The organism is Sphingomonas baiyangensis, assembly GCF_005144715.1.
Classification (GTDB): Bacteria; Pseudomonadota; Alphaproteobacteria; order Sphingomonadales; family Sphingomonadaceae; genus Sphingomonas; species Sphingomonas baiyangensis.
The window spans coordinates 1,713,722-1,740,235 of sequence record NZ_SWKR01000002.1; the positions used below are offsets into that span (position 1 = coordinate 1,713,722).

Annotated in this window: 19 protein-coding genes; 10 read left to right on the forward strand and 9 right to left on the reverse strand. The window is 68.4% G+C overall.

The genetic code is table 11. The annotated features are described in order from the left end of the window. From FBR43_RS11575 to FBR43_RS11585, 3 genes are all read right to left on the reverse strand, one after another. Complete coding sequence (locus FBR43_RS11575) at positions 1–933, reverse strand: DnaJ C-terminal domain-containing protein (RefSeq protein WP_136943265.1); 933 nt, start codon at positions 931–933, stop codon at positions 1–3. Between the two features lie 61 nt (positions 934–994). Beyond that, on the reverse strand, positions 995–1,969 hold the full coding sequence (locus FBR43_RS11580; RefSeq protein WP_136943266.1) for an alpha/beta fold hydrolase: 975 nt from the start codon (positions 1,967–1,969) through the stop codon (positions 995–997). 13 nt (positions 1,970–1,982) lie between these two features. Then, positions 1,983–3,803: an ABCB family ABC transporter ATP-binding protein/permease gene (locus FBR43_RS11585; protein ID WP_136943267.1), complete on the reverse strand. Its 1,821-nt coding sequence runs from the start codon at positions 3,801–3,803 to the stop codon at positions 1,983–1,985. A gap of 110 nt (positions 3,804–3,913) precedes the next feature. On the opposite strand from FBR43_RS11585, the gene FBR43_RS11590 reads away from it, so the two are divergent. Further along, positions 3,914–4,144 carry a hypothetical protein gene (locus FBR43_RS11590; RefSeq protein ID WP_136943268.1) on the forward strand — a complete coding sequence of 77 codons (231 nt, stop codon included), beginning with the start codon at positions 3,914–3,916 and terminating at the stop codon, positions 4,142–4,144. Positions 4,145–4,146: 2 nt separating this feature from the next. On the opposite strand, the gene FBR43_RS11595 is transcribed toward FBR43_RS11590, so the two are convergent. After that, positions 4,147–5,649 carry a DUF389 domain-containing protein gene (locus FBR43_RS11595; protein ID WP_136943269.1) on the reverse strand — a complete coding sequence of 501 codons (1,503 nt, stop codon included), beginning with the start codon at positions 5,647–5,649 and terminating at the stop codon, positions 4,147–4,149. A 61-nt stretch (positions 5,650–5,710) separates the two neighbouring features. Here FBR43_RS11595 and FBR43_RS11600 point away from each other — a divergent pair, with 61 nt between their 5' ends. Beyond that, positions 5,711–7,474: a tetratricopeptide repeat protein gene (locus tag FBR43_RS11600; protein ID WP_136943270.1), complete on the forward strand. Its 1,764-nt coding sequence runs from the start codon at positions 5,711–5,713 to the stop codon at positions 7,472–7,474. A gap of 131 nt (positions 7,475–7,605) precedes the next feature. On the opposite strand, the gene FBR43_RS11605 is transcribed toward FBR43_RS11600, so the two are convergent. Beyond that, positions 7,606–10,581, reverse strand: coding sequence for a TonB-dependent receptor domain-containing protein (locus FBR43_RS11605; RefSeq protein ID WP_169542586.1), 2,976 nt, complete (start codon positions 10,579–10,581; stop codon positions 7,606–7,608). A gap of 325 nt (positions 10,582–10,906) precedes the next feature. Here FBR43_RS11605 and FBR43_RS11610 point away from each other — a divergent pair, with 325 nt between their 5' ends. The 5 genes from FBR43_RS11610 to FBR43_RS11630 all read left to right on the forward strand — a co-directional run bounded on the left by FBR43_RS11610 (position 10,907) and on the right by FBR43_RS11630 (position 17,963). Next, on the forward strand, positions 10,907–11,428 hold the full coding sequence (locus FBR43_RS11610; RefSeq protein WP_136943272.1) for a MarR family winged helix-turn-helix transcriptional regulator: 522 nt from the start codon (positions 10,907–10,909) through the stop codon (positions 11,426–11,428). Beyond that, the gene (locus tag FBR43_RS11615) at positions 11,428–12,489 is read left to right on the forward strand and encodes a cupin domain-containing protein (RefSeq protein ID WP_136943273.1); all 1,062 of its coding nucleotides are present in this window, start codon (positions 11,428–11,430) and stop codon (positions 12,487–12,489) included. Before FBR43_RS11610 ends, FBR43_RS11615 begins: the two co-directional genes overlap by 1 nt. Before the next feature lie 68 nt (positions 12,490–12,557). Continuing rightward, on the forward strand, positions 12,558–15,137 hold the full coding sequence (clpB, locus tag FBR43_RS11620; RefSeq protein ID WP_136943274.1) for an ATP-dependent chaperone ClpB: 2,580 nt from the start codon (positions 12,558–12,560) through the stop codon (positions 15,135–15,137). 322 nt (positions 15,138–15,459) lie between these two features. Beyond that, positions 15,460–16,185, forward strand: a complete 726-nt coding sequence (locus FBR43_RS11625; RefSeq protein WP_136943275.1) for a 2OG-Fe(II) oxygenase — start codon at positions 15,460–15,462, stop codon at positions 16,183–16,185. A gap of 2 nt (positions 16,186–16,187) precedes the next feature. Beyond that, positions 16,188–17,963, forward strand: a complete 1,776-nt coding sequence (locus FBR43_RS11630) for a putative 2OG-Fe(II) oxygenase (RefSeq protein ID WP_136943276.1) — start codon at positions 16,188–16,190, stop codon at positions 17,961–17,963. 80 nt (positions 17,964–18,043) lie between these two features. On the opposite strand, the gene FBR43_RS11635 is transcribed toward FBR43_RS11630, so the two are convergent. Then, a complete protein-coding gene (locus FBR43_RS11635; protein WP_136944185.1) occupies positions 18,044–21,055 on the reverse strand; it encodes a TonB-dependent receptor domain-containing protein in 3,012 nt (1,003 codons plus the stop codon). Between the two features lie 254 nt (positions 21,056–21,309). Here FBR43_RS11635 and FBR43_RS11640 point away from each other — a divergent pair, with 254 nt between their 5' ends. Beyond that, entirely contained in the window at positions 21,310–21,840 is a 531-nt protein-coding gene (locus FBR43_RS11640) for a hypothetical protein (protein WP_136943277.1), read from the forward strand. A 4-nt stretch (positions 21,841–21,844) separates the two neighbouring features. Here the strand turns inward: FBR43_RS11640 and FBR43_RS11645 are convergent, their stop codons facing one another. Genes FBR43_RS11645 through xseA form a run of 3 tightly spaced genes read right to left on the reverse strand, consistent with a single transcriptional unit; the run spans position 21,845 to position 24,416 of the window. After that, on the reverse strand, positions 21,845–22,786 hold the full coding sequence (locus FBR43_RS11645; protein ID WP_249276561.1) for a M23 family metallopeptidase: 942 nt from the start codon (positions 22,784–22,786) through the stop codon (positions 21,845–21,847). Beyond that, the gene (locus FBR43_RS11650; RefSeq protein ID WP_136943278.1) at positions 22,783–22,983 is read right to left on the reverse strand and encodes a DUF2093 domain-containing protein; all 201 of its coding nucleotides are present in this window, start codon (positions 22,981–22,983) and stop codon (positions 22,783–22,785) included. The genes FBR43_RS11645 and FBR43_RS11650 overlap by 4 nt, the downstream gene beginning before the upstream one ends. Before the next feature lie 50 nt (positions 22,984–23,033). After that, positions 23,034–24,416, reverse strand: a complete 1,383-nt coding sequence (gene xseA / locus FBR43_RS11655) for an exodeoxyribonuclease VII large subunit (protein WP_136943279.1) — start codon at positions 24,414–24,416, stop codon at positions 23,034–23,036. On the opposite strand from xseA, the gene purD reads away from it, so the two are divergent. Beyond that, positions 24,415–25,680 carry a phosphoribosylamine--glycine ligase gene (purD, locus tag FBR43_RS11660; protein ID WP_136943280.1) on the forward strand — a complete coding sequence of 422 codons (1,266 nt, stop codon included), beginning with the start codon at positions 24,415–24,417 and terminating at the stop codon, positions 25,678–25,680. The genes xseA and purD overlap by 2 nt on opposite strands. A gap of 97 nt (positions 25,681–25,777) precedes the next feature. Next, positions 25,778–26,512 carry a hypothetical protein gene (locus tag FBR43_RS11665; protein WP_136943281.1) on the forward strand — a complete coding sequence of 245 codons (735 nt, stop codon included), beginning with the start codon at positions 25,778–25,780 and terminating at the stop codon, positions 26,510–26,512. Positions 26,513–26,514 lie beyond the last annotated feature (2 nt).

Consider the following 26,514-nt stretch of genomic DNA (forward strand, 5'->3'; position numbering starts at 1 on the left):
CTATACGCCGAGACGCGCGCGCGGATTGGCCTCGCGGCCCGCGGCCCAGCTCTCGACGAAGGCGGCAAGCGCGGGATCGTTCGCGGGCACGTCGACGATCAGTGTCACCAGTTCGTCGCCGCGTCCGCCATCCTTGCGGTGGAAGCCGCGCCCGCGCACGCGCAGCGTCTTGCCCGAGGTCGAACCGGCGGGCACCTTCAGCTTCACCGGCCCGTCGGGCGTGGGTACGCGCACCTCGCCACCCTCGACCGCCTCGACCAGCGTGATCGGCAGGTCGAGGCGGATATCGTCACCGTCGCGCGTGTAGAAACGGTGCGGCTGAATCTCGATCGTCACGATCGCATCGCCCGCGCCGCCGGGGCCGGGCTGGCCCTTGCCCGCCAGCCGCATCTGCGTGCCGTGCTCGACACCGGCGGGCAGCTTGAGGTCGATCGTCTTGCCGTCGCCAAGCGTGATGCGCTGGGGACTGAGCGTCGCTGCATCGGGCAGGCTGACCGCCAGGCGATAAGCGATGTTCGCGCCCTTGGGCGGCGGCTGGCGACGACCGAAGCCGCCGGCAAAGCCACCGCCGCCGCCACGCGCGCCGAACAGCCCTTCGAAGATGTCGCCGATATCGCCCTGATCGCCGAAGTCGGGACGGAAGCCACCTGGCCCGCCGCCGCCCCCGGCACCCGCGCCCGGCCCCGCGCCATAGCCGAACGGCGCGCGCGGATTGCCGTCGCCGTCGATCTCGCCGCGGTCGTAGCGTGCGCGCTTGTTCTTGTCGTTGAGCAGGTCGTAGGCCTGCGTCACCTGGCTGAAGCGCTCGGCGGCCTTCGGATTGTCCTTGTTGCGATCGGGGTGCAGCTCCTTGGCGAGCTTGCGATACGCCTTCTTGATCTCGTCCTCGCCGGCACCGCGCGCGACGCCCAGCGTCTGATAAGGATCGGCCACGTAGTTCCCCGTCGATTGATCGGCCGCCTAGATGGGCGAAGTGCGGTGGTTTCGCAAACGCTCAGCCCGCTTGCGCACGCTTTTCCACCGCGCGGATCATCGCCTCGCTCTCCGCCGCGCGCGTGATCGGCAGCATGTGGCCGGCATCTAGCATGCGAAGATCGGCGCCGGGGATCGTCGCGGCGGTGGCGCGGCCGTGCAGTTCGGCATCGAGCAGCCGGTCCTGCCGCCCATAGAGGATGCCCACGGGCAGCGCGAGGTCGCGATAGCGCGGCGCCAGCGCCGTCATCGCGCCGCGCGCGTCGCGCAGGTCTGCCGAGCCCGCACGATAGGCGACGGGACGCATCGACAGCAGCCCGCCGCCGCGCACGCCGAAATCGGCCGGCACCGGATCGGGACCGAACACTTCGCCCAGCGCACGGTCGCGGCCGAGCATTCCCATCGGCACCGCCAGCGTCCACGAAAGCGCGGCGCTGACGGGTGGCGGCACCGCGAGCGCTGCGAATACCGCAGGCGGCGTCTCGACCGGCTGCGTCAGCGGCGCGAGCAGCGCTAGCCCCGCAAAGCGGCCCGGATGATCGAGCGCCGCCGCCAGCGCCACCGCGCCGCCCAGCGAATGGCCGACGAGCAACGGCCGCTCGATCGCCAGCCGATCGGCGAACTTCGCGACGAGCCTGCCCTGCTCGACGATGCCGGGATGCATGCCGGGCGCACTCTCCGACCAGCCCGACCCCGGCCGGTCGATCGCGATGACGCGGTGGTCCTTCGCCAGCCGCTCGATCAGCGAGTGCGCGAAATGGTGCAGGTTGCCGAGCAGGCCGTGCACCATCAGGATCGGCGCGCCCGCGCCCTTTTCGACATAGTGGATGCGATGGCCGTCGATATCGACGAACGCGCCCGCCGCGGGCACCGCGCGTTCGGCGGCGCGCGCCGCCCAGCCGCTCCACAGCGCCAGCCCCGCGCCCGTGGCGCCCGCGAGCGCCATCGCGCCCAGCGGCCAGCGGCGGGTCTCGGTGCGGTCGGATTGGTCGGTCATGCTCGCTATCCCCTCATTCGGCGGCTGCCAGCGCATCCTCGCGCTCGGCGGCCTGGCGGTTCCACATTTCGGCATAGAGGCCATCGCGGCGCAACAGTTCGGCATGGCTGCCCTGCTCGGCGATGCGCCCGGCGTCGAGCACGACGATGCGATCGGCGTTGACCACCGTCGACAGCCGATGCGCGATGACGATCGAGGTACGGCCACGCTCGATCCGTTCGATCGTCGCCTGGATTTCGGCTTCGGTACGGCTGTCGAGCGCCGAGGTCGCCTCGTCGAGGATGAGGATCGGCGGATCCTTGAGCAGCGTGCGCGCGATCGCCACGCGCTGCTTCTCGCCGCCCGAGAGCTTGAGGCCGCGCTCGCCGACACGCGTCTCGTAACCGTCCGGCATTGATTCGATGAAGTCGGCGATCGCCGCGCCCTTCGCCGCCTCGCCGATCGCCTCGGCGGTCGCGCCTTCGCGGCCATAGGCGATGTTGTAGCCGATCGTCTCGTTGAACAGCACGGTGTCCTGCGGCACGATGCCGATCGCAGCGCGCAGGCTTGCCTGCTGCACCTGCGCGATATCCTGCCCGTCGATGAGGATGCGGCCGCCCGATACGTCGTAGAAGCGGAACAGCAGCCGCGCGAGCGTCGACTTGCCCGCGCCCGATGGTCCCACCACCGCCACGGTCGCGCCGGCGGGGATATCGAGGTCGATGCCCTTCAGGATCGGGCGTTCGGGATCATAGCCGAAGCGCACATTCTCGAACCGCACCGCGCCGCTTCGCACCACCAGCGGCGCGGCGCCGGGCGCGTCGGTCACTTCGGCGGGCGTATCGACCAGATCGAACATCGCGCCCATGTCGAGCACGCCCTGGCGGATCGTGCGATAGACCCAGCCGAGCATGTCGAGCGGGCGGAACAGCTGGCTCAATAGCGTCGAGACGAGCACCACGTCGCCCGGCGTGAACTCGCCCGTCGACCAGCCCCACGCCACCAGCGCCATGCCGCCGCCCAGCATCGCGTTGGTGATTGCCGCCTGCCCGATGTTGAGCCAGGCAAGACTGTTCTCGCTCTTGGTCGCGGCATTGGCATAGGCATGGATCGCGCGGTCGTAGCGCTGCGCCTCGCGCGCCTCGGCGTTGAAATATTTCACCGTCTCGAAGTTGAGCAGCGAATCGACCGCGTGCGCGACCGCGCCGGTATCGAGATCGTTCATCGCCTCGCGCAGCTTCTGCCGCCAGTCGGTGACGACGCGCGTAAACCAGATATAGACGACCACCATCGCCAGCGTGCCCGCCACCAGCCACATGCCGAAGCGCGTGCCGAAGATGTGCAGCACCAGCGCGAGCTCGAGGATCGTCGGCGCGATGTTGAACAGCAGGAAGTAGAGCATCGTATCGATGCTCTTGGTGCCGCGCTCGACTACCTTGGTGACGGCGCCAGTTCGCCGCTCCAGATGAAAACGCAGCGACAATTGGTGGAGATGGCGGAACACCGTGGCCGCCAGCCGCCGCGTCGCTTCCTGCCCGACACGCTCGAACACCGCGTTGCGCAGATTGTCGAACACCACCGTGCCCAGCCGCGCTGCCGCATAGCCGATGACGAGCAGCAGCACGAGCGTGGCGAGCGAACGGTCGCCCGAGGCCATGCGATCGACCGCGCCCTGCAATGCGAAAGGTGCGCCGTAGACCTGCACCAGCTTGGAGGCGAGCACGAAGCCCATTGCCGCCACGATCCGCGCCTTCAACGCCGGGGCATCGGCAGGCCACAGATAGGGCAGGAAACGCCGCATTGTCGGCCAGACCGGCCGTTCGATACTGTTGCTGGTGAAGTCGGTGGGCGGCATGTGCTCAGCAGATGGGGGACGCGGGCGATCGATGCAACGCGAACGTTTCGTCGCAAATCCGGAACCTGACTCACGGTTCGTCGATTTAACCCTTGACCGGGAGAAATCGAATGGAACCGCTTTTCTACGTCATCGCGATCATGGGCTGCGGCGATTCGGCCGTGGCATGCCAGGAAGCGCGCGTGGAGCCTGTCCGCTACGAAAGCGCGGCACAGTGCCAGGCAGCGATGCTGCCGGCGCTCGAGCGCAACGCCGATCTTTCGTTCCCGGTCATTACCGCGGCCTGCCAGTCGCGCAACCAGTTCATGGCGCGCGCCGACAAGGCTAGCCCCGCCGGCTGACGTCAGCCCTCGGGCGCGACCGCGAGTGGTGCGGACCAGTTGAGCGCCACGCCACCGGCGTTTCCGCCCGCCTCGACACGCGCGGGCACACCGGCATCGGACAATGCGGCGACGACCGCCTCGGCGGCAGCCGACGCGCCGGTGGCGACCACTGGCGTGCCCGTCCGCTGTGCCGCCCATGCGGCCAACGACAATGCCTCGCGACCCGCGGGCGTCGGCGCGTCACCCTCGAACGCGATCGTCGGCAGCGGCGCAGCAGGCGGAATGAGTTCCACCCGCCATCCCGCTATCTGCGCGCTCACGCGCTGTTCGAGGACGCGATAGGCAGCGAGGCCCGCACCCGGAAGCGGTTGCGCACGCACAACGGCGCGGCGTTCGTCGCGATCGATTGCGATCGCGCTGCGCGGTACTCCCGCCACGAGCGCCAATTGCTCGGCCAGACGGGTAGCGGCGCGATCGGCGGCGTTGGGGCCGGCCTGGGCGTTGGCGATCTGCGCGGCCTCGGCCTGCGATCCGGCCTCGACGCGATACTGTTCGATCGCGACATCGACAGCCCGATCGGTGCGCTCGCGCAGGATCTGGCTGGTGACCGTCTCGGCATCGGGATGGAAGCTGGGCGTCAGCACCGTCGCGGTAACGCGGATGGGATCGCGCTCATAGTCGATCTCAAGCTGGCTGACGCGTGCTTCGTCGCCGAATTCGGCGGCCATCACCTCGCGCGCCTGGCGCGAGAAGATCGATTCCCACGCGATCTGGCGCAGCGCCACCGCCAGCGGCGCGGCGAGCGCCACGAGCACGCCGATCACGACGATCGTCTGATAGAGCGTATGCTGCGGCGACAGGTGCGATCCGAAACCATAGAGCCGCGCGACGACGGCGGCGGCGACGGCGATCGTCATGAGGTTGGTGAAGAACAACAGCAGCGATCCGCCGAAGACTGTCCAGTTGGCGGTCGCGAGGCCGAAGCCCACAACCGCGAGCGGCGGCATCAGCGCGGTGGCGATGGCGACGCCCACCACGGTGCCCTCGCGGCCACGCACCATCGCATAGGCGCCCGCCAGCGCCGAGAACAATGCGACCATCAGGTCGAACAGATTGGGGCGCGTGCGCGCGGCGATCTCGGTCGTCACGTTCTGGATCGGCGACAACAGCACGATCGCGCCGGTGAAGCCGACGGCGAGCAGCACGCCAAGCGCCAGCGCGAGCGACGCCGCGCGGATCTCGGGCCAGTCGAATGTCGCAAGACCGAAGCCCAAGCCGATGATCGGCCCCATCAGCGGCGAGATGAGCATCGCGCCGATCACCACCGCCGGCGACGACAGGAGCAGGCCCAGCACCGCGATGCCCGCCGACATGAGCGTCATGAAGGCGTAGCGCCCGCTCCACGGCGTCTCGGCGCGCACGCGATCGACGACGCGGACGTGATCGACGCTGGCGACCACCTGGTCGCGCCACCAGACGGCAATGGGGTTGGTGGCGCCGATGCCGAGCGTTGGCTGGTTCATGCGCTTCGGGTAGGGCGTTTTGCGATGGCGCGCAAACCACGGCGCGCCTAGTCTCGTCGCCATGCACCAACGCGCGCTGGAACTGTTGCGGGCGGGCCGCGCCGATGCCGCCGAGGCTGTCCTCGCCGCAATGCCCGACGATGCCGATACGCTGCACCTGCGCGGCCTCGCCGCACGTCAGCGGGGCGATGCGCCGGCAGCGATCGCCTTCTACCGCCGGTCGCTCGCACTGGCGCCGGCGCAGCCGCATGTGCGCGGCAATCTGGCGAACGTGCTGCTCGCCGATGGTCAGCACGGTGCCGCCATCGCCGAATATCGCGCCGCACTCGCGCTAGCGCCCGATCACGGCGACGCGCGCGTCAATCTGGGACTGGCGCTGCTTGCCGATGACGATCCGGCAACGGCACTCATCGAGCTAGAAGCCGCGACCGCCGCACTGCCGCAGGATGCGCGCGCTTGGGCCGGCCTGGGGCGTGCTCTGCGCGCGGTTGATCGGCTCGACGAGGCCATCGCCGCCTTCGCGCGCTCGCTCGCGATCCGGCCCGATCATGTCGCGACGCTGCACAATCTGGCCGCGGCGCTGCGCATGTCAGGCGATCCGACGCGCGCCGCCGCGCTGCTCGAACGCTGCATCGCACTCGATGGCGCGGCGGCGGACAGCCACTATCTGCTTGGCAATTGCCGCCAGGATCTGGGCGCGGTCGACGACGCAGCCGCTGCCTATCGTGCCGCCATTCGCGCGCACCCCACCCACCGCGCGGCGCATGATTCGCTCAATCGGCTGCTGTGGGACCACGGGCGCACAAGCGAATATCTCGCAAGCTATGGCGCGGCGCTGGCGCGCGACCCCAATGATGCAGGGTTGCTCGCCGATCTCGGCCAGCGCCTCAATCTCGGCGGGCGCACGGCGGATACGATCGCGCTGCTTGGCGACGCGGTGGCGCGGGGAATCTCCGACAGCGAGGTGCGCCACCGGCTCGGCCAGGCGTTGTGCGCCGAGGGACGCACCGCCGAAGGGCTGGCGCAGCTCGATGCCGCCGCCATCCACCCTGCCCGCCTCGATGCGGCGCGCGCACGCATCGCTGCCGGCGACGGTAAGGGCGCGCTGGCAAGCCTCGAACCGGTACTGGCCGCCTGCCCCGACGACAGCCAAGCGATCGGCTATGCGATGCTTGGCTGGCGCCTGACCGGCGATCGTCGCGCCGACCTGTTCGACGGCCGCGCGCAGGTGTGCGACTTTGCGCTCGAGCCCGCGCCGGCATGGGGCGGCGTGGCGGCGTTCAACGCCCGCCTCGAAACGGTGCTCGCCCGGCTGCACCGCGCCGAGCAGCATCCGCTCGAACAGACGCTACGCGGCGGCACGCAGACGATGGGCGACCTGTTCGCCGATCCCGCGCCCGAGATCGCCGAGATACGCCGGCTGATCGAGGCCGCGGTCGCCCGCTACATCGCCGACCTGCCCGACGATCCCGATCATCCGCTGCTGCGCCGCAAGGCTAGCGGCTTCGGCTTCGCCGGCTCCTGGTCGGTGCGGCTGGCGGCGCAGGGCTTCCATCTCGACCATGTGCATTCGGAAGGATGGATCAGCTCGGTCTATTATGTCGCGCTGCCGCCCTCGGTCGCGGCGAGGACCGGCGATAGGGGCTGGCTGCGGCTCGGCCATTCGGGGCTGCTGCCGCCCGGTATCGAGCCCGAGCCGCTGCTCGTCCGCCCGGCAGTGGGCAAGCTCGTGCTCTTTCCCTCGTACCTCTACCACGGCACGATCCCGTTCGACGATGCCGGCGCCACGCGCACCACCATCGCCTTCGACATCGTGCCGCAATAGGGAAGATTGTTAGTGGTGCGGTGCCGGCCCGCTACCCCACCCGGCCACCCACCAGGATATACTGTATGGGCGGTCGGGTGGGGGAGCGGGCCGGCACCGACTCGATCCGCAAAGCGGATCGCCAAAGCCACTCAGAACTTCATCGTCGCCCCCATGAAGAAGCGGATGCCCAGCGGATCATAGGTGCTGGGGAAGGTGTTGAGCTGCTCCTGCGAGCTGCCGATCAGCGTCTGCTCGTTGTCGGTCAGGTTGATGACGCCGCCGAACAGCGTCAGCGGTTCGAGGTCGATGCTGCCCGTCAGATCGAAATAATGTTCGGGCGGAATGACCGGCTGGAACAGGTCGGCCGCACTCAGCACCCCGCGCGTCACGCGGTCGTCGGTCACTTCGCCGATGTAGCGGTAGCGCAGGCTGATCGTGAACCGATCGATATCGAGCGTCGCGCGCGCGGTGCCCTTCCATTCGGGCAGCGGCTCGCCGCAGGTCAGGCCATAGGCGCCGGCGCATTCGTTGGTGAGATCGGGGATCGCCGCCACGGGATTGCGATCGAAGCGGTTGAGCCAGCTCAGCGATCCCGCCAGCGCCAGCCGCGTATCGCCACCCAGGTCCATCACATAGCTGATGCCCGCATCGATGCCGTCGGTGCGGATCGCGCCGATATTGTCGAACGGCGCATTGATGCCGCCGGGCACGCCGATGGTGCCATCGGGCAGGCGATCGATCGCCTGGCAGGTGGGGTCGCTGGCGTTCTGGAAGATCGAGTAGCAGAGGTTGAGAATGCTATCGAGCGGGGCGCGGAAGATCGCGTCCTTGATGTCGATATTATAGTAATCGAGCGTCAGGCTGAGGCGCCGGGCGGGCTGGAACACCGCGCCCAGCGTATAGGTGTCGGTCGTTTCCTCCTGAAGGTCGGGATTGCCGCCGACGATGCCGCGCAGCTGGAAATTGGGCTGGATGCCGGTATTGCCCACCGCCGCGTCGGGCACGCCGGTCGCGATGCACAGGTCGCGGATCACCGCGTTTGCCGCCGCCGAGGCGAGCGCGCACGGATCGGTCGCGGCTTCCGAGATCGCCGATTGCGCGCGGAACAGCTCGTCGACGCTGGGGGCACGCACCGCGCGCTGATACTGGCCGCGGATCATCAGTGCGGGCACGATCTGCCACGTCGCGCCGCCGCCATAGGTCCACACGCCCCCGACATTGTCGAGCGAATAGTCCGAATAGCGGAAGGCGCCGTTCAGTTCGAAGCCGCGGAACAGCGGCACGCGGACTTCGCCGAAGATCTCCTTCACATTGTAGCCGCCGCCCGAGATGACGCCGACATCGCCGACGCCGCCCTGCGAGGGGATGAAGAACGCCTCGACATCGCGCCATTCGGCGCCCAGCGCGAAGCCCACGGGGCCGGCGGGCAGGCGGAACAGATTGCCCGTCACCACGCCGGAGACGACCTGCATCTCGGCTTCCTGGCTGCTCGTGGTGCGCCCGGTGATGAAGTCGATGCCCGCTGCCGAAATGTTGGGGCCGAAGATGTTGAGCGGCACGCAGCCGTTCGACTGGTTCTCACACACCAGCTCGCCGCCATTGGCGACGCTGGCGAAGGGGAACGGGCTGGTGGCGCCGGTGCCCGGATTGCGGAACACCGTGGTCACACCCTGCGTGAACGCCGATTGCAGGATCACGCCTTCGGAGGTCTGCGAGTTGCTCGTCTTGGCGAACGAATAATAGGCGTCGAACTTGAGGTCGGTCAGCGCCGTTTCGCTCGCCGAGCCGATATCGCCGCGCACACCGCCGACCAGCCGATAGGCGTTGCGCTGGTAGCGTGTACTGCGCACCCCGCCCTCTTCTATGCGGCGGCCGATGCTGAGATTGGTGAAGCCGTCGTTGCGCGTCGCGACATTGGTTTCGGTCTGGTCAAGTGCGCGCAGCAGGTCCTGCACGCCCGGCGTCAGGAAGGGGCTGTTGACCTGGAAGCGGTAGCTGCCGCCCACCGGCGTGGCGGCGAACTGCGTATCGACGATGTTGTTGGTGTAGATGCCGTCGAAATAGGCTTCGATCCCATCGGTCACTTCGTACTTGGCCATGCCGCCCAGGATGCGGCGTTCCTGCGGCAATTGCAGGTAATTGTCGGGATTGAAGTTGTAGCGATCGCCCGGCACGACGAAGCGGCTCACTTGGCGGCCCGTATCGTCGAACTTGAAGCCGTTGGCGTCGATGCCCGTCAGGCCCAGCGCGCCGAGCGCCGCCTGCACCTGCGGCCGCGCGGCAAGCTGCGCGCCCAGCGGCAGCCCGGCGAAGCGGCCATTGGGGATGCCCGCCGATCCGCCGCACGCCAGTGCCGGCACGCCGCCGACGCGCGTGTCCTCGAGGAAGCATTGCGACTGGTCGCGCTGGTCGGCAAAGGCCGGCTGGCGATCGAAATAGTTGAAATAGAGCGTCACGTTGCCGCGATTGTCGGCGAGGTTAGCGCCCCAGATCAGATCGAGGTTGAACTTGGCGGCGTCGCCGCGTCCGGTGATGTCATATTGCGCGGTGGCCTCGAGCCCGTCGAAATCGTCGCGCAGGATGAAGTTGACGACGCCGCTGACCGCGTCGGACCCGTACACCGCCGAGGAGCCGCCCGTCACCAGCTCGACGCGATCGACGAGCGCCGTCGGAATGGTGTTGAGATCGCTCACCTGCCGCGCGTCGAAGAAGATGTAGCGGCGGCCGTTGACGAGCACGAGGTTGCGCTGCTCGCCAAGCCCGCGAAGATTGACCGTGGCGACGCCGCTGCTCTCGTTGTTGGTGAAGCCCGATTCGCCGGGCACGACCTGCGGCAGCGTGTTGAGCAGATTCTCGGCGGTCGCCGAACTGGTGAGCGTGAACTCCTCCGAACTGACCTGGGCGATGGGGTTGGGTGCGGTGAGCGAGGGGCTGGCGATGCGCGATCCGGTGACGACGATCGCTTCCTGTGGTGCGTCGTCCTCCTCGTCCTCCTCGTCCTCCTGCGCCGTCGAGGGTGGCAGCTGCTGGGCATAGGCGGGTGCGGCAAGCATAGCCGCCAGCATTGCGGAAGCCGCACCGGCGGCGAGCGAGCTGCGATACTGCGCGAAGCGATTGGTCTTCATCGTCATTCTCCCCCCTGATGGGAACAGTGAGCCATGTCCTCCTGACGCACGATCCATGCACCGCTGCGGCGCGGCGCGGATCAGGGCTGGCGCGACCGGCCGCGCACTGGCCCGGTAACGAACGCGCGGCGGTGCACCTGCCGAGATTCCGTTCGCCGTCCGGCCGGCCGATGCCGGTCCGAACATCCTTTAGGTATAAACTTTCGTCATTTGCACGCAAGCGAATTGTTTAAGTTTAAAATTGGTTGCAGTTGCGACCGGTTGTTGCGACGCAGCAAGATGCTAAAGGATTGAAGTATTTTCGACCGCCGCTATGGCTGTGGCGATGCAGAGTTCAACCGCCGCCACGCTGGTGATCGACACCGCGAGCGACCTTCCCGAAAAGCATGACGGCGCCACCTCCGAGCCGCAGGCGGTGCGCCTGTGGCTGCGCCTGCTCACCTGTTCGATGACGATCGAGAAGCGCGTGCGCCGCCGGCTTGCCGACGAGTTCGACACGACGCTGCCGCGTTTCGACGTACTGGCTGCGCTCGATCGCAGCCCCGAGGGTATGAGGATGGGTGCGCTGTCGCAGGCATTGCTCGTCTCGGGCGGCAACCTGACCGCGCTCGTCCGTCAGATCGAGGCGCAGGGCCATGCCGCAATGCGCCGCGACCCCGCCGACCGGCGATCGTGGATCGTCACCATCACGCCTGCGGGCCGCGCGCATTTCCGTGCCGTCGCCGCCGAGCATCACCACTGGGTCGGTGCGATGTTCGCCGGGCTGAGCGCCGAACATGCCGACCAGCTCTATGCGCTGCTCGCCGAACTGAAGGCGTCGATCGCCGCCGATGGAGCGCGCGGCTGATGTGCGACGCGGTGGCACCGGTCATCGCGGGCCTCAAACCGCATTACTGCGAACTCGCCGCACGGCGCGCGATCCTGTGGTGCGCGTGCGGGCGATCGAAGCGCCAGCCCTTTTGCGACGGACGCTCGCATGCCGGCACGGGCATCGAGCCGATCGGCTATCGGGCCGGCGACGCGCCCGAGGAGGTGCTGCTGTGCCTTTGCAAGCAGACGCGCACGCCGCCCTTCTGCGACGGCGCGCACAATAATCTGCCCGGCGGCTATCGCAGCGACGATCGCGACTCCGCCGCGCTTGCGACGCTGCGTCGGGCGGAGCGCGATGCCGGCGGCACGCGCCGCCTCGACGGCAGCTGCTACGTCGTGGATGCCGCCGCGACGCGCCCGAGCGGCGAGCGCTTCTGGATACGCCCGATCATCGCCCCGTCGCTCGGCGCGCTGCACCAGTCGCAATTCTATGTCGAGCTGCGCGAAGGCGCCTCGCCGGTGCACAATGCGGGCGCGGGCGACGCGATCCTGTTCGTCGCAGGTGGCGAGGGCGAGATCGACATCGCCGGCCGCCGCTTCGCGATCGGCGTCGAGGACGGCGTGCACGTCCGCGCTGGCGAGCGCTTCCGCCTGCATGCCGCCACGCCGCTGTCGCTCTACGTGTCGGCGCTGCCCGGTATCGAGGCGCTCGGCGAAGAAACGGCGATCGAACCAGTATTCGACGCCACTTTTCCCCGGCGCGTGGTGCCGGTCGATCGCGCCGAGCGCGCGGCGATGGGGCCGCGCTGGTTCCAGATGCTGGTCGACAAGGCGGTGGGGTCGACCACCGCCGCGCAGTTCATCGGCCATATCCCGCGTTCGCGCGCCGAGATGCACCGGCATCTGTACGAGGAAGCGCTCATCATCCTGTCGGGCAACGGGATGCTGTGGAACGACGAAAGCTGCGCGCCGGTGGCGGCGGGCGACGTTATCTTCCTGCCGCGCAAGCACGCGCATGCGCTCGAGTGTGTCGACGATGCCGGTATGGACGTGGTGGGCATCATCCATCCCGGCGACAATCCCGCCATCAACTACTGACGCCCTGCCCTTGTGTTGCATATCGGCAACACCATATCGTCGCGAGACGACCAACCGGGGGCATACCCATGAATCTCGACAAGTTCACCGATCGTACCAAGGGCTTCCTGCAAGCCGCGCAGACGGTGGCAATCCGCATGAGCCACCAGCGCATCGCGCCCGAGCATCTCCTGAAGGCTTTGCTGGAAGACGAACAGGGCATGGCATCGGGGCTGATCGGCGCAGCCGGCGGCGACGCACGCCGCGCGCTGGCCGAAACCGACGCGGCGCTTGCGAAGCTGCCCGCCGTCAGCGGATCGGGCGCACAGCAGACCCCGGGGCTCGACAACGATGCGGTGCGCGTGCTCGATCAGGCCGAACAGGTCGCGCAGAAGGCGGGCGACAGCTACGTCACCGTCGAGCGGCTGCTGCTCGCGCTGGTGCTGGCGAGCGGCACGGCTGCGGGCAAGGCGCTGGCCGCGGCGGGCGTGAAGGCCGAGGCGCTCAACGCCGCGATCAACCAGCTACGCGGCGGCCGCACCGCCGACACCGCCGGCGCCGAGGATCGCTACGACGCGCTCAAGAAGTTCGCGCGCGACCTGACGCAGGCGGCGCGCGACGGCAAGCTCGATCCCGTGATCGGCCGCGACGAGGAAATCCGCCGCACGGTGCAGATTCTCGCGCGGCGCACCAAGAACAACCCCGTGCTGATCGGCGAACCCGGCGTCGGCAAGACCGCGATCGCCGAGGGGCTGGCGCTGCGCATCGCCAATGGCGATGTGCCCGATACGCTGAAAGACCGCCGGCTGATGGCGCTCGACATGGGCAGCCTGATCGCCGGCGCCAAATATCGCGGCGAGTTCGAGGAGCGGCTGAAGGGCGTGCTCGACGAGGTGAAGGGCGCCGAGGGCGAGATCGTGCTGTTCATCGACGAGATGCACACGCTGATCGGCGCGGGCAAATCCGAAGGCGCGATGGACGCATCGAACCTGCTCAAGCCCGCGCTGGCACGTGGCGAACTCCACTGCATCGGCGCCACCACGCTCGACGAATATCGCAAGCATGTCGAGAAGGATCCCGCGCTCCAGCGGCGCTTCCAGCCAGTGTTCGTGGGCGAGCCGACGGTCGAGGACACGATCAGCATCCTGCGCGGCCTGAAGGAGAAGTACGAGCTGCACCACGGCGTGCGCATCACCGATGCGGCGATCGTCGCGGCATCGACGCTGAGCAACCGCTACATCACCGATCGCTTCCTGCCCGACAAGGCGATCGACCTGATGGACGAGGCGGCGTCGCGCCTGCGCATGGAAGTCGAGAGCAAGCCCGAGGAGATCGAGGGCCTTGACCGCCGCATCATTCAGCTCAAGATCGAGGCCGAGGCGCTGCGCAAGGAAAGCGACGCCGCCTCGCGCGACCGCCTCGAGCGCCTGACCGCCGAACTGGCCGATCTGGAAGCGCAATCGGCAGCGCTGACCGAGCGCTGGCAGACCGAAAAGGTCAAGATCCAGTCCGAAGCGACGCTGAAGGGCGAGATCGACGCCGCGCGCACCGCGCTCGAACAGGCGCAGCGCGAAGGCGACCTGGCGAAGATGGCCGAGCTTTCGTACGGCACCATCCCCACGCTCGAGAAGCGCCTCGCCGAGGCGCAGGGGGCAAGCGAAGGCGCGATGCTGCGCGAGGAAGTGACTGCCGACGACATCGCGGCCATCGTCAGCCGCTGGACGGGCATTCCCGTCGACAAGATGCTCGAAGGCGAGCGCGCCAAGCTGCTGGCGATGGAGGAAGCGCTGGGCAAGCGCGTGATCGGCCAGAGCGAGGCGGTGCGCGCGGTGGCGACCGCGGTGCGCCGCAGTCGCGCGGGGTTGCAGGACCCCAACCGGCCGCTCGGCAGCTTCCTGTTCCTCGGCCCCACCGGCGTCGGCAAGACCGAGCTGACCAAGGCGCTCGCCGAATTTCTGTTCGACGATGCCAATGCGATGGTCCGCATCGACATGAGCGAGTTCATGGAGAAGCATGCCGTGGCAAGGCTGATCGGCGCACCGCCGGGCTATGTCGGCTATGAGGAAGGCGGCGTGCTGACCGAGGCGGTGCGGCGCCGCCCTTATCAGGTCGTGCTGTTCGACGAGGTCGAGAAGGCGCACAACGACGTGTTCAACGTGCTGCTTCAGGTGCTCGACGACGGGCGGCTTACCGACGGCCAGGGCCGCACCGTCGATTTCTCGAACACCATCGTCATTCTCACCTCGAACCTCGGCAGCCAGTATCTGACCAATCTGGGCGAGGGTCAGGCTGTGGCCGATGTCGAGCCGCAGGTGATGGACGTGGTGCGTGCGCACTTCCGCCCCGAGTTCCTCAACCGGCTCGACGAGATCATCCTGTTCCACCGGCTGGGTGCCGAGCACATGGCGCCGATCGTCGATATCCAGGTGGCGCGCGTCGGCCGGCTGCTCGCCGATCGCAAGATCACGATCGCGCTTACCGAAGCGGCGCGCGCGTGGCTGGGGCGCGTGGGCTATGATCCGGTATACGGCGCGCGGCCGCTGAAGCGCGCCGTGCAGCGCTACCTGCAAGACCCGCTCGCCGACCTGATCCTGCGCGGCGACGTGCGCGACGGATCGACGGTGACGGTCGACGAAGGCGACGGCGCGCTGGCGCTGACGGTGGATTGAGGCGGGGGCGGGAGCAGGCGTTAATTGCTCCCGCCCACGCATCGTGGGACTTGCCTTCTAACTCGTCATCGCGGCTGTTGCACGCCTGTCGATGGTTGCTGCGGGGACCTGAATGCGCGAGCCACCGCAGCCCCTGGTCGGGCGCCAGCAGCGCCTCGATCCGGACGCGCCCCCTCGCGATATGCTCTGCGCAATGCCGCCACGTCGAGCTTGGGGTTGAGCGTTGGCCCGGGCATCTCCATGATCCCTGCCTGTTCGCAAGCCCAGTTCAGCAAGCAACCGGAACACGATCTCGATGGCCCTCGACCAGCAGTCCCGACCCATGCATCTGCTAGCGCTCAATCCGGCGCTCGATCGGGCGGCGCTCTCCGACCAGTTCGCACGCGACCGGCGTATCCAGATCCGCGACGTGCTCGAGCGCGGTTCGGCGCTCGAGCTTCAGGCGATCCTGGCGAGAGCCACGCCTTGGGGCCTTGCTTGGAACGCCGGCAATGACGGCCCGACCGCGAAGCGCGCTGAGGAGCTCGCAGCGCTGTCGCAATCGGCACGCGGTGCGCTTGGCCAGTCGGTGGCGCAGACCGCCGCGCAGGGGAAGTACGCGTTCATGTACGCGCGCTATCCCATCCTCGACGCCTACAAGGAGCGTTGGCAGCCCGATGGACCACACGACATTCTCTTCGAGCACATCAACGACGCGCCGTTTCTCGATCTTGTGCGTACCGTTACCGGCGTGAGCGATCTGGTGAAGGCCGACGCGCAGGCCACGCTGTTCGCGCCCGGACATTTCCTCATGGAGCATAGCGATTCGCACAAGGGCGAGGGTTGGCGCGTCGCCTATGTGCTGAGCCTCGCGCCGGATGGTTGGCTGCCCGATTGGGGCGGATACCTGAATTTCCTCGATGAAGACGGCGATATCGTCGCCGGCTACCGACCGCGCTTCAACGCGCTCAACCTGTTCGCGGTGCCGGCAAAACACATGGTGAGCTACGTCCCGCCGTTCGCGCCGGTCGGCCGCTTCGCGCTGACCGGCTGGTTCCGCGACCGATAAGGATGCGCGCGAACGATCCCGCCACGCTGTTCGCGCGCGCCGAGCAGGCCTTTCTGGCGGGACGCCTCGAGGCCGCGCGGGGCGATCTGCTGGCGGCGCTGCGCCTCGCGGGCGAGCACCCCGCGATCCTCCACCTGCTGGCATTGCTCGAAAAGCGCGCCGGGCAAAGCGAGGCCGCACGCAAGGCGTTTGCGCGGGCGCTGCGCCAAGCGCCCGACGATCCGCAAATTCGCACCAATCACGCCAATCTGCTGCTATCGCTCGGCGACGAAGAAGCCGCCCTCAAAGAACTGGATCGTGCGATCGATGCCCGGCCCGGATTCCGCGACGCGCACGTCAATCGCGCGGTGATCCGTCATCGAAGCGGCAACGCGACCGGTGCGTGGCGTGATATCGAGGCGTTTGCCGCCGCGCCCGGCGCAGATGCCCGCATCCTGACGCTGGCCGGTCAGATCCGGCGCGATCTTGGCGAGTTCGATGCGGCAGCAACCTGCTTCGATCGCGCGCTGGCGCTCGACCCCGCACGCGCCACTGCCCTCGCCGGGCGGGCGCGCGTCGCGCTGGAACGTGGCGATGACGACGCCGAGGCGCGACACGCCACGGCACGGCGGGCAGCACCCGAGAATATCGCGCTGCGCCTCGGTGAGGCGCTTGCGGCCGAAGCCGGCGGCAACGCCGAGCGCGGGATCGCCCTGCTGCGCGAGGCGCTGCACGATGCGCCGCTCGATACTGAACTGCATGTCGAACTCGTGCGCATGGCCAGCGAAGCAGGCTATCCGCACGAACTCGATTCCATCGCGGCAGCCGCCGCCCGGCCCGAAGCATCGTTGCCGCTGCATCAGGCCTATGTCACCGCACTGGCGCAAGCCGAGCGGCCGCAAGACGTGATCGAACATGTCGATCGCCTCGCACCCGCGATGCGTGCCGATGCGTTGCTATCGGCCCAGCAACTGGCCGCCTTCGACACGCTCGATATGCGCGAGCATGCGGCACCACTTGCGGAGAGGCTCGCAAACGGCCCCGCCACGGTCTTCGTCGCTCGCCATGCGCTGCGCTTCGGTGATCCCCAGCGCGCAGCATCGCTGCTCGAGGCGCGCTGCCTTGCCGGCACGGGCAGCGTGGCCGACTGGGCCCATTTGGGCATTGCATGGCGCCTGCTCGGGGACTACCGCGCTGCCTGGCTTTTCGATCAGCCCGGCCTCTACCGCTGGACGGATCTCGAGCTTTCGGCGGAAGATCTCGTCGGGCTCGCGGCCCTGCTGCGCGGACTTCACCGGACTCGCGCGCATCCTGTCGACCAGTCGTTGCGTGGCGGCACGCAGACCCGCGGCAGCCTGTTCGCACGGCGCGAACCCGCATTGCGCGCGCTTGCAGCGATGCTCGACACAGCGATCGCGCGCCATATGGCCGCGCTGCCGCCCGCCGATCCCGCGCATCCGCTACTCGCACGCCGCGATGCCGCATTGCGCATCAGTGGAAGCTGGTCGGTGCGGCTTGGTGCGAGCGGCTTTCACGTTAGCCATATCCATCCGCAGGGATTGCTGAGTTCGGCACTGTATATCGCCCTGCCCGAGCGTATCCCCGCCGACGACGACAGGGCCGGCTGGCTCGAGCTTGGTCGCCCGCCTGCCGAACTCGAACTCGATCTCCCGCCGGTAGCGACGATCGAGCCCAGGCCGGGGCGCCTGGCGCTCTTCCCCAGCTATATGTTCCACGGCACGCGTCCGTTCGCGGCTGGCGAGCGGCTCACGGTGGCGTTCGACGTCGCATTGCGCTGACGCGCGGTCGACTGAACCGATGCAACGAAAAACGGCGGGCCTTTCGACCCGCCGTTCCCCGTTCAGCGATGATCCGAGGATCAGAACTGCAAACGTGCACCGACGAAGAAGTCGCGGCCGAGCACGTCGTAGCTGCCCGGATAGGTGTTGGCCTGCTCCTGCAGCGACCCGAGCACTTCGGGCTTTTCGTCGAACAGGTTGTTCACACCCATCGTCAGCGTGAAGTTGTCGCTCACGTCGACGTTCGCGGTGAGGTCGAAGTAGTTCACTTCGCTCACGAACGGATTGACCAGCAGCGCCGGATCGGTGCCCACGCGGTCGAGACCGCTGAAGGTGTTCTCGATGCGGAAGTCCTGCACCTTGCCGAAATAGCGCCAACGCAGCGAAAGGCTGGCCGGACCATCCGAATAGGTCAGACGCGTGGTGTGGCGGTACTGCGGCAGCGGGTTGCCCGAGAACGAGCCTTCCGCGATCGTCACCCGCTCGGGGATCGAAGCAACGGCCGTGCTGCGATACCGGTCGAGATAGGTGCCGAGGTAGAAGAAGTTCACGCGCGATTCGCCGTTGCCGAACAGCGAGAAGCCGAGCGGCATGTTGTAGTCGACCTGCACGTCGATACCCGAGGTCTCCAGATCGGCGATGTTGGCCGACAGGATGTTCGGGTTGCCGCCGCCCGAGGTCTCGCCGAGCGCGCCCGTCGCCGGGTTACGCAGACCGGTGAAGGCTTGGCAGATCGGGTTCGAGAGATCCTGCGCCACCGTATAGCACAGCGACAGCGCGCTGTTCAGGCCGCCGGCGAAGGTCGAGATCACGTCCTCGACCTTGATGTTGAAATAGTCGACGGTGATGTTCAGGCGCGGGATGAAGCTCGGACGGATCACGGCACCCACGGTGTAGGTGTCCGAGGTTTCCTCGCTCAGGTTCGGGTTGCCGCCGAAGTTCGCCTGGATCTGTGCGTTCGGCTGCACCGCGCGGGTGAAGACGTTCGCAGCCGGCACGCCCGAGGCGATGCAGAGCGCGCGAACGGCATCGGTACGCGTGTTGGCGGGACCACGATCCGAGCAGGGATCCTGCGCGGCAGGGAAGCCCGTCGAGTTGCCGCCGAACAGATCCTGCACGTTGGGTGCACGAACCGAGCGCTGATAGTTACCGCGGAACAGGATGTCAGGCACCGGCGCGATGTTCACGCCACCTGCATAGGTCCACACACCGCCGACGTTCCCCAGCGAATAGTCCGAATAGCGCGCCGCGCCGTTCAGCTCGAGCAGATCGATGAAACCATCCTCGATGATCGGCACGCGAAGCTCGCCGAAGATTTCCTTTACGTCGTAGCTGCCCGACGTCGGCTGCCCGGCGTTGAAGCCGGCAACGTCACCCGAAGCCAGGAACGTGTCGGGAATATACTGCGACGACATGCGGCGATACTCGCCACCAAGTGCGAAGCCCACATCGCCTGCACCCAGTCCGAGGTTGAACAGCGAACCGCTAACGACGGCAACCGCGTTCTGCAGCTCCGAGATCTCGGTGTTGTTCGAGTTGATCGTGACGTAGTCGATGGCGTCCTGATCGGCGAGACCGAGCCCGAAGATGTTGAGCGGGACGCAGCCTGCGGCCCGCGCGCCGGCATCGGCGCACTGCAGGTTGCCGGCCGCATCGAACGAGGTGTTCAGAGCGAAGCCGAAGCGGCTGCGCGCGATGTTGCCCTGCTGGAACTGCGAGTTGCGCGTCCGGGCGTACGAGTAATAGGCCTCGTACTGCAGCTTCGGCGCGATGTCGCCACGCACACCGCCCAGGATGCGGAACGCGGTGCGGTTGGCATCGACGTTACGCGGACCCGACTGGTTGAAGCGGAAGCCGACGTTGGTCGTGACATAACCGTCGTTGTTCGTATCGAGCGGAGCGAGAAGCGCACGCGTCTGGTCGTTGAAGAACGGGCTGGCGAGCTGCAGGTTGACGGACTGGCCGATGGGTGTCGGGGCCAGTTCCTGCGGCACTGAGTTGTTCACGAAGCTCAGCTCGGTGAACAGCTCCACGCCCTCGGTAACTTCGTAGTTGCCGTAGGCGCCAATCAGGTAGCGCTCCTGCGGCAGCTGCAGATAGTTGTCGGGAGCGAAGTTGTAGAGGTTGTCCGGATCGAGGAACGGTGTCACGCCGCCGCCGGTCGGGTTGAAGATGTAGCCGAGGCCGCTCGGCGACGTCACGCTGGGCAGCGAGGCGATCGGCGTCGATGCCGAACCCTGCGGGATCAGACCGAGCTCACCGCCGCGCGATACGCAGGTGCCGAGCGCGCCGCCCAAATTCTGGCCGATGCCGGTATCGGGATTCGTCGTGCCGGGACGGATGCAGCCGTCACCCGCCGCGAAGCGCGAGAAATCGCGCTGGTTCTGGAAGATCGGCTTGCGCTGCGTGTAGTTCGCGAACAGCGCGACGTTACCGCGGCCGTCGGCGAAGTCGCTGCCCATCGCGAAGTCGATGTTGTAGCGCGCGCCATCACCACGCTCGGTGATGTTGTACTGGCCGCCCATGATGATGCCGTTCAGGTCCTGGCGCAGGCGGAAGTTGACGACGCCAGCGATCGCGTCCGAGCCGTACACGGCCGACGCACCGCCGGTCACGACGTCGACGCCCTCGACCATGAACTGCGGGATCGTGTTGAGGTCGACGATCTGGTTGGTATCGTAGAACATCCAGCGGCGGCCGTTGACCAGCACCAGCGTGCGGGTGGCGCCCAGGTTGCGGAGGTTCAGCGTGACCGCGCCGTTGCCGGGGTTGTTCGAGAAACCGGTGACGCCGGGCAGCACCTGCGGCAGCGTGTTCAGCACCTGCTCGACGTTGGTCGCGCCCGAGAGCTGGAACTCTTCCGAGCTGACGACGGTGAGCGGGCTGGTCGAGGTCAGGTCAGGGCGCTGGATGCGCGAGCCGGTGACGACGATGGTGCCGGTGTCCTGATCGGCGCCCCGCGGGTCGACTTCGGCGCTGACGCCGGCACCCTGGATCGAAGGCACGGCTTCCTGCGCGAACGCAGGCGCGGCGACGGTGGCGCCGACAAGAACCGCCGTCGTGAGCAGATGTTGGCGAAAATTGGATCGCATGTTGATGTGTCCCCTTTTTCCGAATGCGGATTTCGCTTCGGTTGTTAGGCGGCGACCCTTTTCGGGCCACTCTGCGGCGGTGATAGGCAGCAATGTTTGCGCTCCGCAATCCAAAGGAGTGCACTGAAAGCATTTTGACAGCGGCATTGTAGCAAAATTGCCACAACGCTGACGCAGACGCGTGACATCCCGCTACGCCGCTTGGCAGCCGGCACGATCGGCCATAGGCCGGACGCAGCATCCTGGAGATCGATATGTCTGCCATGCTCGCAATCGCCTTTGCAGTCACCGTCGCCCCCCAAGCGCAAACGGTTACGCCGCAGTCCGATGCACAGGGATTGCGTGCGCTTGCTGCCTGCCGTGCGATTGCCGCTCCCGATGAGCGGCTTGCATGCTACGACAAAGAAGCCATCGCTCTCGAACAGGCCGTCGCATCGGGCGACCTGGTCGCACTCGATCGCGAGGAAGTCCGCAAGACGCGTCGGTCGTTGTTCGGATTCAATCTTCCCGCGATCCGGTTGTTCTCACGCCGCGACGATCGCCCCGCCGGCGAGCAGGAGGCGGTCGATCAACTCGCCGGCGTTATAAAGTCGGCGCGGCAGCTGCCGCGCGGCAAATGGCAGATCGAACTCGAGGATGGCGCGGTGTGGACGCAGGTCGACACGAAGAAACTGACCATTGATCCCCGTTCCGGCCACAAGATCGAGATCCGGCGCGCCGCGCTCGGCTCCTATCTCGCCAACGTGAACGGCCAGACGGCGATCCGCGTCCAGCGCACGCAGTAAGCCCCTACTCCGCCGCCGGCATCGGCCCCGCAAGCAGCAGCGGGTCGATGCGGGCGTTGTGCCACTTCATGCTCCAGTGGAGATGCGGGCCGGTGGCGCGGCCGCTCGATCCCACCGCGCCGATCGGCTGGCCGCGCCGCACGCGGTCGCCCTCGGCCACATCGATGCGCGACAGGTGCAGGAACGCGCTGTTGAGCCCCATGCCGTGGTCAAGCATCAGCAGATTGCCCTCGAGCGTGAAGGGCGATGCCGTGGCGAGCGTCACCACGCCATCGGCGGGCGCGACGATCGGCGTACCCGGCGGACGCGCGACGTCAACGCCCGAATGATAGGCGCCGGGCTCGCCGCGATAGACGCGCTGCGCGCCGAAGAGGCCCGAGATGCGCCCCGTCACCGGCCACAGGAAAGGCTGGCGCCACCCCTCGACGGCATGATCCTGCGCCCGCGCCGCGGCGATGCGCGCAAGCTCGGGCGCGCGGCGGCGCGTGAACTCGGCCGACGGCACCGAGCGTCGCGGCAGGCTGTCGAGCCGCTCGATCCGCCATGCGCGCGGCGCGATGCGCAGCACCTCGCGATGCTCGGGAGCGCCAGCCCGCGTTGCGACGAGCGTCTGCGTCGCGGCTGCGTCGCGATCGAACGCAATGACGAAACGCCCGTCGCGCGCTACCGCAACGGGCTGGCCGCCGAGCGTGAGCGCAGTGGTTCCGGGGGGTGCGGTGCCACGCACCACGCCGCCCTGCGTCAGGCTGCCGTCGAACATGAAGCGTGCGGGCGCTGGCGCGGGTGGGCGCGATTGCGGGCGGGGCGCCGCATCGGCGCGTGCCTCGGGCAAGGGCGCGATGGGTGCTGGCGCAAAGCCGCCGGCGGAGGCGCGCTCGGCAGCGGGCGGCACGACGGCGCAGCCCGCGAGCAGCGCCAGCGAACATGCCGCCGCGCGAGCGGTCACGCAGGCGCCAGCGTGCGCGTCGCCGCCTCGGCGGTGGCATAGGCTTCCTGCCGCGCCACGCTCCAGTAGCGCAGCGCATCGAGCGCAATCCGCTCGCCCGTCACGGCGCAAAGCACATGATCGCCGGGCGACAGCACGCGAAAGCCGTTCGCCATATAGTGCAGCTTGGCCGGGCGGGAGGCGTTGGACATGAGCATGGGCGTTCGAACGATCCTCGGGTCGAATAGTGCGCCGCGTCTGGCGCGCGTCAGAACAGGCTCGGCTGCTCGGGTGCCTTGCGAGCATAGGGCTTGCCGCCCGCGCGCTCAACCCGCGCATCGACGGTGCCGTCGGCAAAGTGCAGCGTGAGCGTGCCCGCCGTGCGCGCGGCGGCGGCATCGGCCACCACGCGCCCCCCGCTCTCGACACGGACATAGCCGCGCGCAAGCGGCGCATTGGGATCGAGCGAGCGGCGCACGCGATCGAGCGCGTCGAGCGCGGCACGCCCCTGCGCCAGCCGCTGGTCGAGCATCGCCGGGCGCAGGACCGCGCCGGCGCGGTCGAGCTTGCCGCGCGCCGCCACCAGCCGCCGCTCGAGCCCGATCGCCAGGCGTTGCGCGGCATCGTCGACACGCTGGCGCTGCGGCCCCAGCAAGGTATCGCGCCGCGGCATCACCCGCGCCAGCGCCGCCAGTCGCTCGGCTGCGCGTTCATGGTGACGGCGCACGCAGCGGTCGGTGCGCAGCCCCAGCATCGCTACCTGCTCGGCAAGTTCGGCACGCACGGGCACCGCGATCTCGGCGGCGGCGGTGGGCGTCGGCGCGCGCAGATCGGCGGCGAAGTCGCACAGGCTGGTATCGGTTTCGTGCCCCACGGCCGAGATGATCGGGATCGAACAGCCCGCAACGGCACGCACCACGACTTCCTCGTTGAACGCCCACAAATCCTCGATCGAGCCGCCGCCGCGCGCGACGATCACCAGGTCGGGGCGCGGCACCGGGCCGCCCGGGGCGATGGCATCGAAGCCGCGCACCGCGGCGGCCACTTCCTCGGCCGCGCCCTGCCCCTGCACCTTCACCGGCCAGACGATCACATGCGTGGGGCAGCGATCCTCGAGCCGGTGAAGGATGTCGCGGATCACCGCGCCGGTTGGCGAAGTGACGACGCCGATGACGCGCGGCAGGAACGGCAGGTTGCGCTTGGCGGCGCGATCGAACAGCCCTTCGGCGGCGAGCGCGGCGCGGCGCTTTTCGAGCAGCGCCATCAGCGCGCCCTCGCCCGCCAGTTCCATGCGATCGATGACGATCTGGTATTTCGAACGGCCCGGATAGGTGGTCAGCCGGCCGCTCGCGACCACCTCGATGCCGTCGGCGGGAGCGAAGGGCAGTTGCGCGGCCTGACCACGCCAGATCACCGCATCGATCACCGCGCCCTCGTCCTTGAGGCACAGATAGGCATGGCCCGATGCCGCGCGCTTCCAGCCCGATATCTCGCCCTTCAGCCTGACATGGCCGAACTCGCCCTCGACCACGCGCTTCAGCCGCGCCGAAAGCTCGCTCACGCTCACCGCCGCGGCGTTGTCGCCCGGCCGCTCCTCGGCTAACAGGCGCGCGTCTGTATCGGTTGCGCGCGTCGAAAGGGGATCGGCCATGAACGTCCTGCTGCTGGGATCGGGAGGCCGCGAACATGCGCTCGCATGGCGGCTTTCGCAATCGCCGGGCCTCACAAAGCTCTGGGCGGCACCGGGCAATCCGGGGATCGCCGCCCATGCCGAATGCGTCGCGATCGACCCGATGGATCAGCGCGCGGTGATCGATTTCTGCCTGCGCAATTCGGTGGGCTTCGTCGTCGTCGGGCCCGAATCGCCGCTGGTGGCGGGGCTGGCCGACAATCTGCGCACCATGGGCATCGCCACCTTCGGCCCCGGCCGCGCGGCGGCGCGGCTCGAGGGGTCGAAGGGCTTCACCAAGGATCTCTGCCGGCGCGAGAACATCCCGACCGCCGGCTATGCCCGCGTGTCGAGCCGCGACGGCGCCGAGGCGGCGTTGCCCGACTTCGGCCTGCCCGTCGTCATCAAGGCCGATGGGCTGGCGGCGGGCAAGGGCGTGGTCATCGCCTATACGCATGAGGAAGCCCGCGCCGCCTGTGCCGCATTGTTCGAGCGCCCCGGCGGCGAAGCGGTAATCGAGGAGTTCCTGACCGGTGAGGAAGCCAGCCTGTTCGTGCTGACTGACGGCGAGGCGATCGTGCCCTTCGGCTCGGCGCAGGACCACAAGCGCGTCGGCGAAGGCGATACCGGCCCCAATACCGGCGGCATGGGCGCCTATTCGCCGGCCTTCGTGCTTACCGAAACGCTCGAAAAGCGCGCGATCGACGAGATCGTGCGGCCGACGGTGGAAGCGCTGGCGCGCGCGGGCACCCCCTATTCGGGCGTGCTTTATGCCGGCCTGATCCTCACCAATACCGGCCCCAAGCTCATCGAATATAACTGCCGCTTCGGCGATCCCGAATGCCAGGTGCTGATGGCGCGCTTCGAGGGCGATCTGCTCGACTGGCTGCTCGCGACCGCCGAGGGGCGGCTGGGTGCGATGGGCACGCCCGCCTTTGCCGACGATCCCGCGCTCACCGTCGTGATGGCAGCGAAGGGCTATCCGGGCACGCCCGTCGCCGGCGGCGCGATACGTGGGCTCGAGGCGGCCGAAGCGGCGGGCACGCGCGTGTTCCAGGCGGGCACGCGCCGCGAGGGCGATGCGCTCGTCGCCGCCGGAGGGCGCGTGCTTGCAGTCACCGCCAGCGGCAGCGACCTCGCCGCCGCGCAGGCAAATGCCTATCGCGGCGTCGACGCGATCGACTTCGCCGACGGCTTCTGCCGCCGCGACATCGGCGCGCGCGCGACCGAGGCGATGCCCGCCTGAGCGGGCTTTGCCGCCGCTATTTCCGCCAGCCATCGAAATGCGTTAGGGCTCGATCAGGCGCCGTCGCGCGCCGCCCAATCGCGGGAGCATATCACGCATGACCACCGCCGCGCCGCAGGAAACCGTCACCACCACCTCGCCTGCCGGCGCAGCCGAGGCGATGATGCCGGTGACGATCACGCATCTGGCGCTGATCGCGCTGCTCGCCGTCGCCACGATTGCGATGATCTGGTGGGGCACGCGGCGTTGGCGCCGCCAGCGCGAGAGCGATCGCGCGCTCGAGGACGAAGGCCTGGTGACGCATGTCGGCGAGGCGACGCCGGTCGAGCCTGTCACCAGCGCGCAGCCTGCCTCGCCTCCCGCCCACGAGAAGCAGTCGTCCCAAGCGCCCGCCACGCAAGCCCCACCCATCGCAGCCGTACCCGCATCGCTCGACGATGAGGCCCCGCCGGCTGACGGAGCCGTCCCTGCCGAAGCACCCGAACCGGTAACGGCATCGCCGCCCTTCACGCCCCCCGTCGCCCCCGCCCCGCCGCCGATTGCCGATGCGCCGGTGCCGGGCGCGCCGCCGGCCGCCGTGCCCGGCCCCGCCGACATGCCCGTCACCACGCTCAAGGGGCTCGGCCCCAAGGTCGCGGCGCTGCTCGCCGATCAGGGCGTGACCACCGTCGGCGACATGGCCGCGCTCACACCCGAGCGCGCCGAGGCGATCGACGCCGGGCTCGGCGCCTTCACCGGCCGCATGCAGCGCGACCGCTGGATCGAACAGGCCCGCCTCCTCGCCACCGGCGACCGCGCCGCCTACGAAGCCTCGTTCGGCAAGCTGGGCTGACG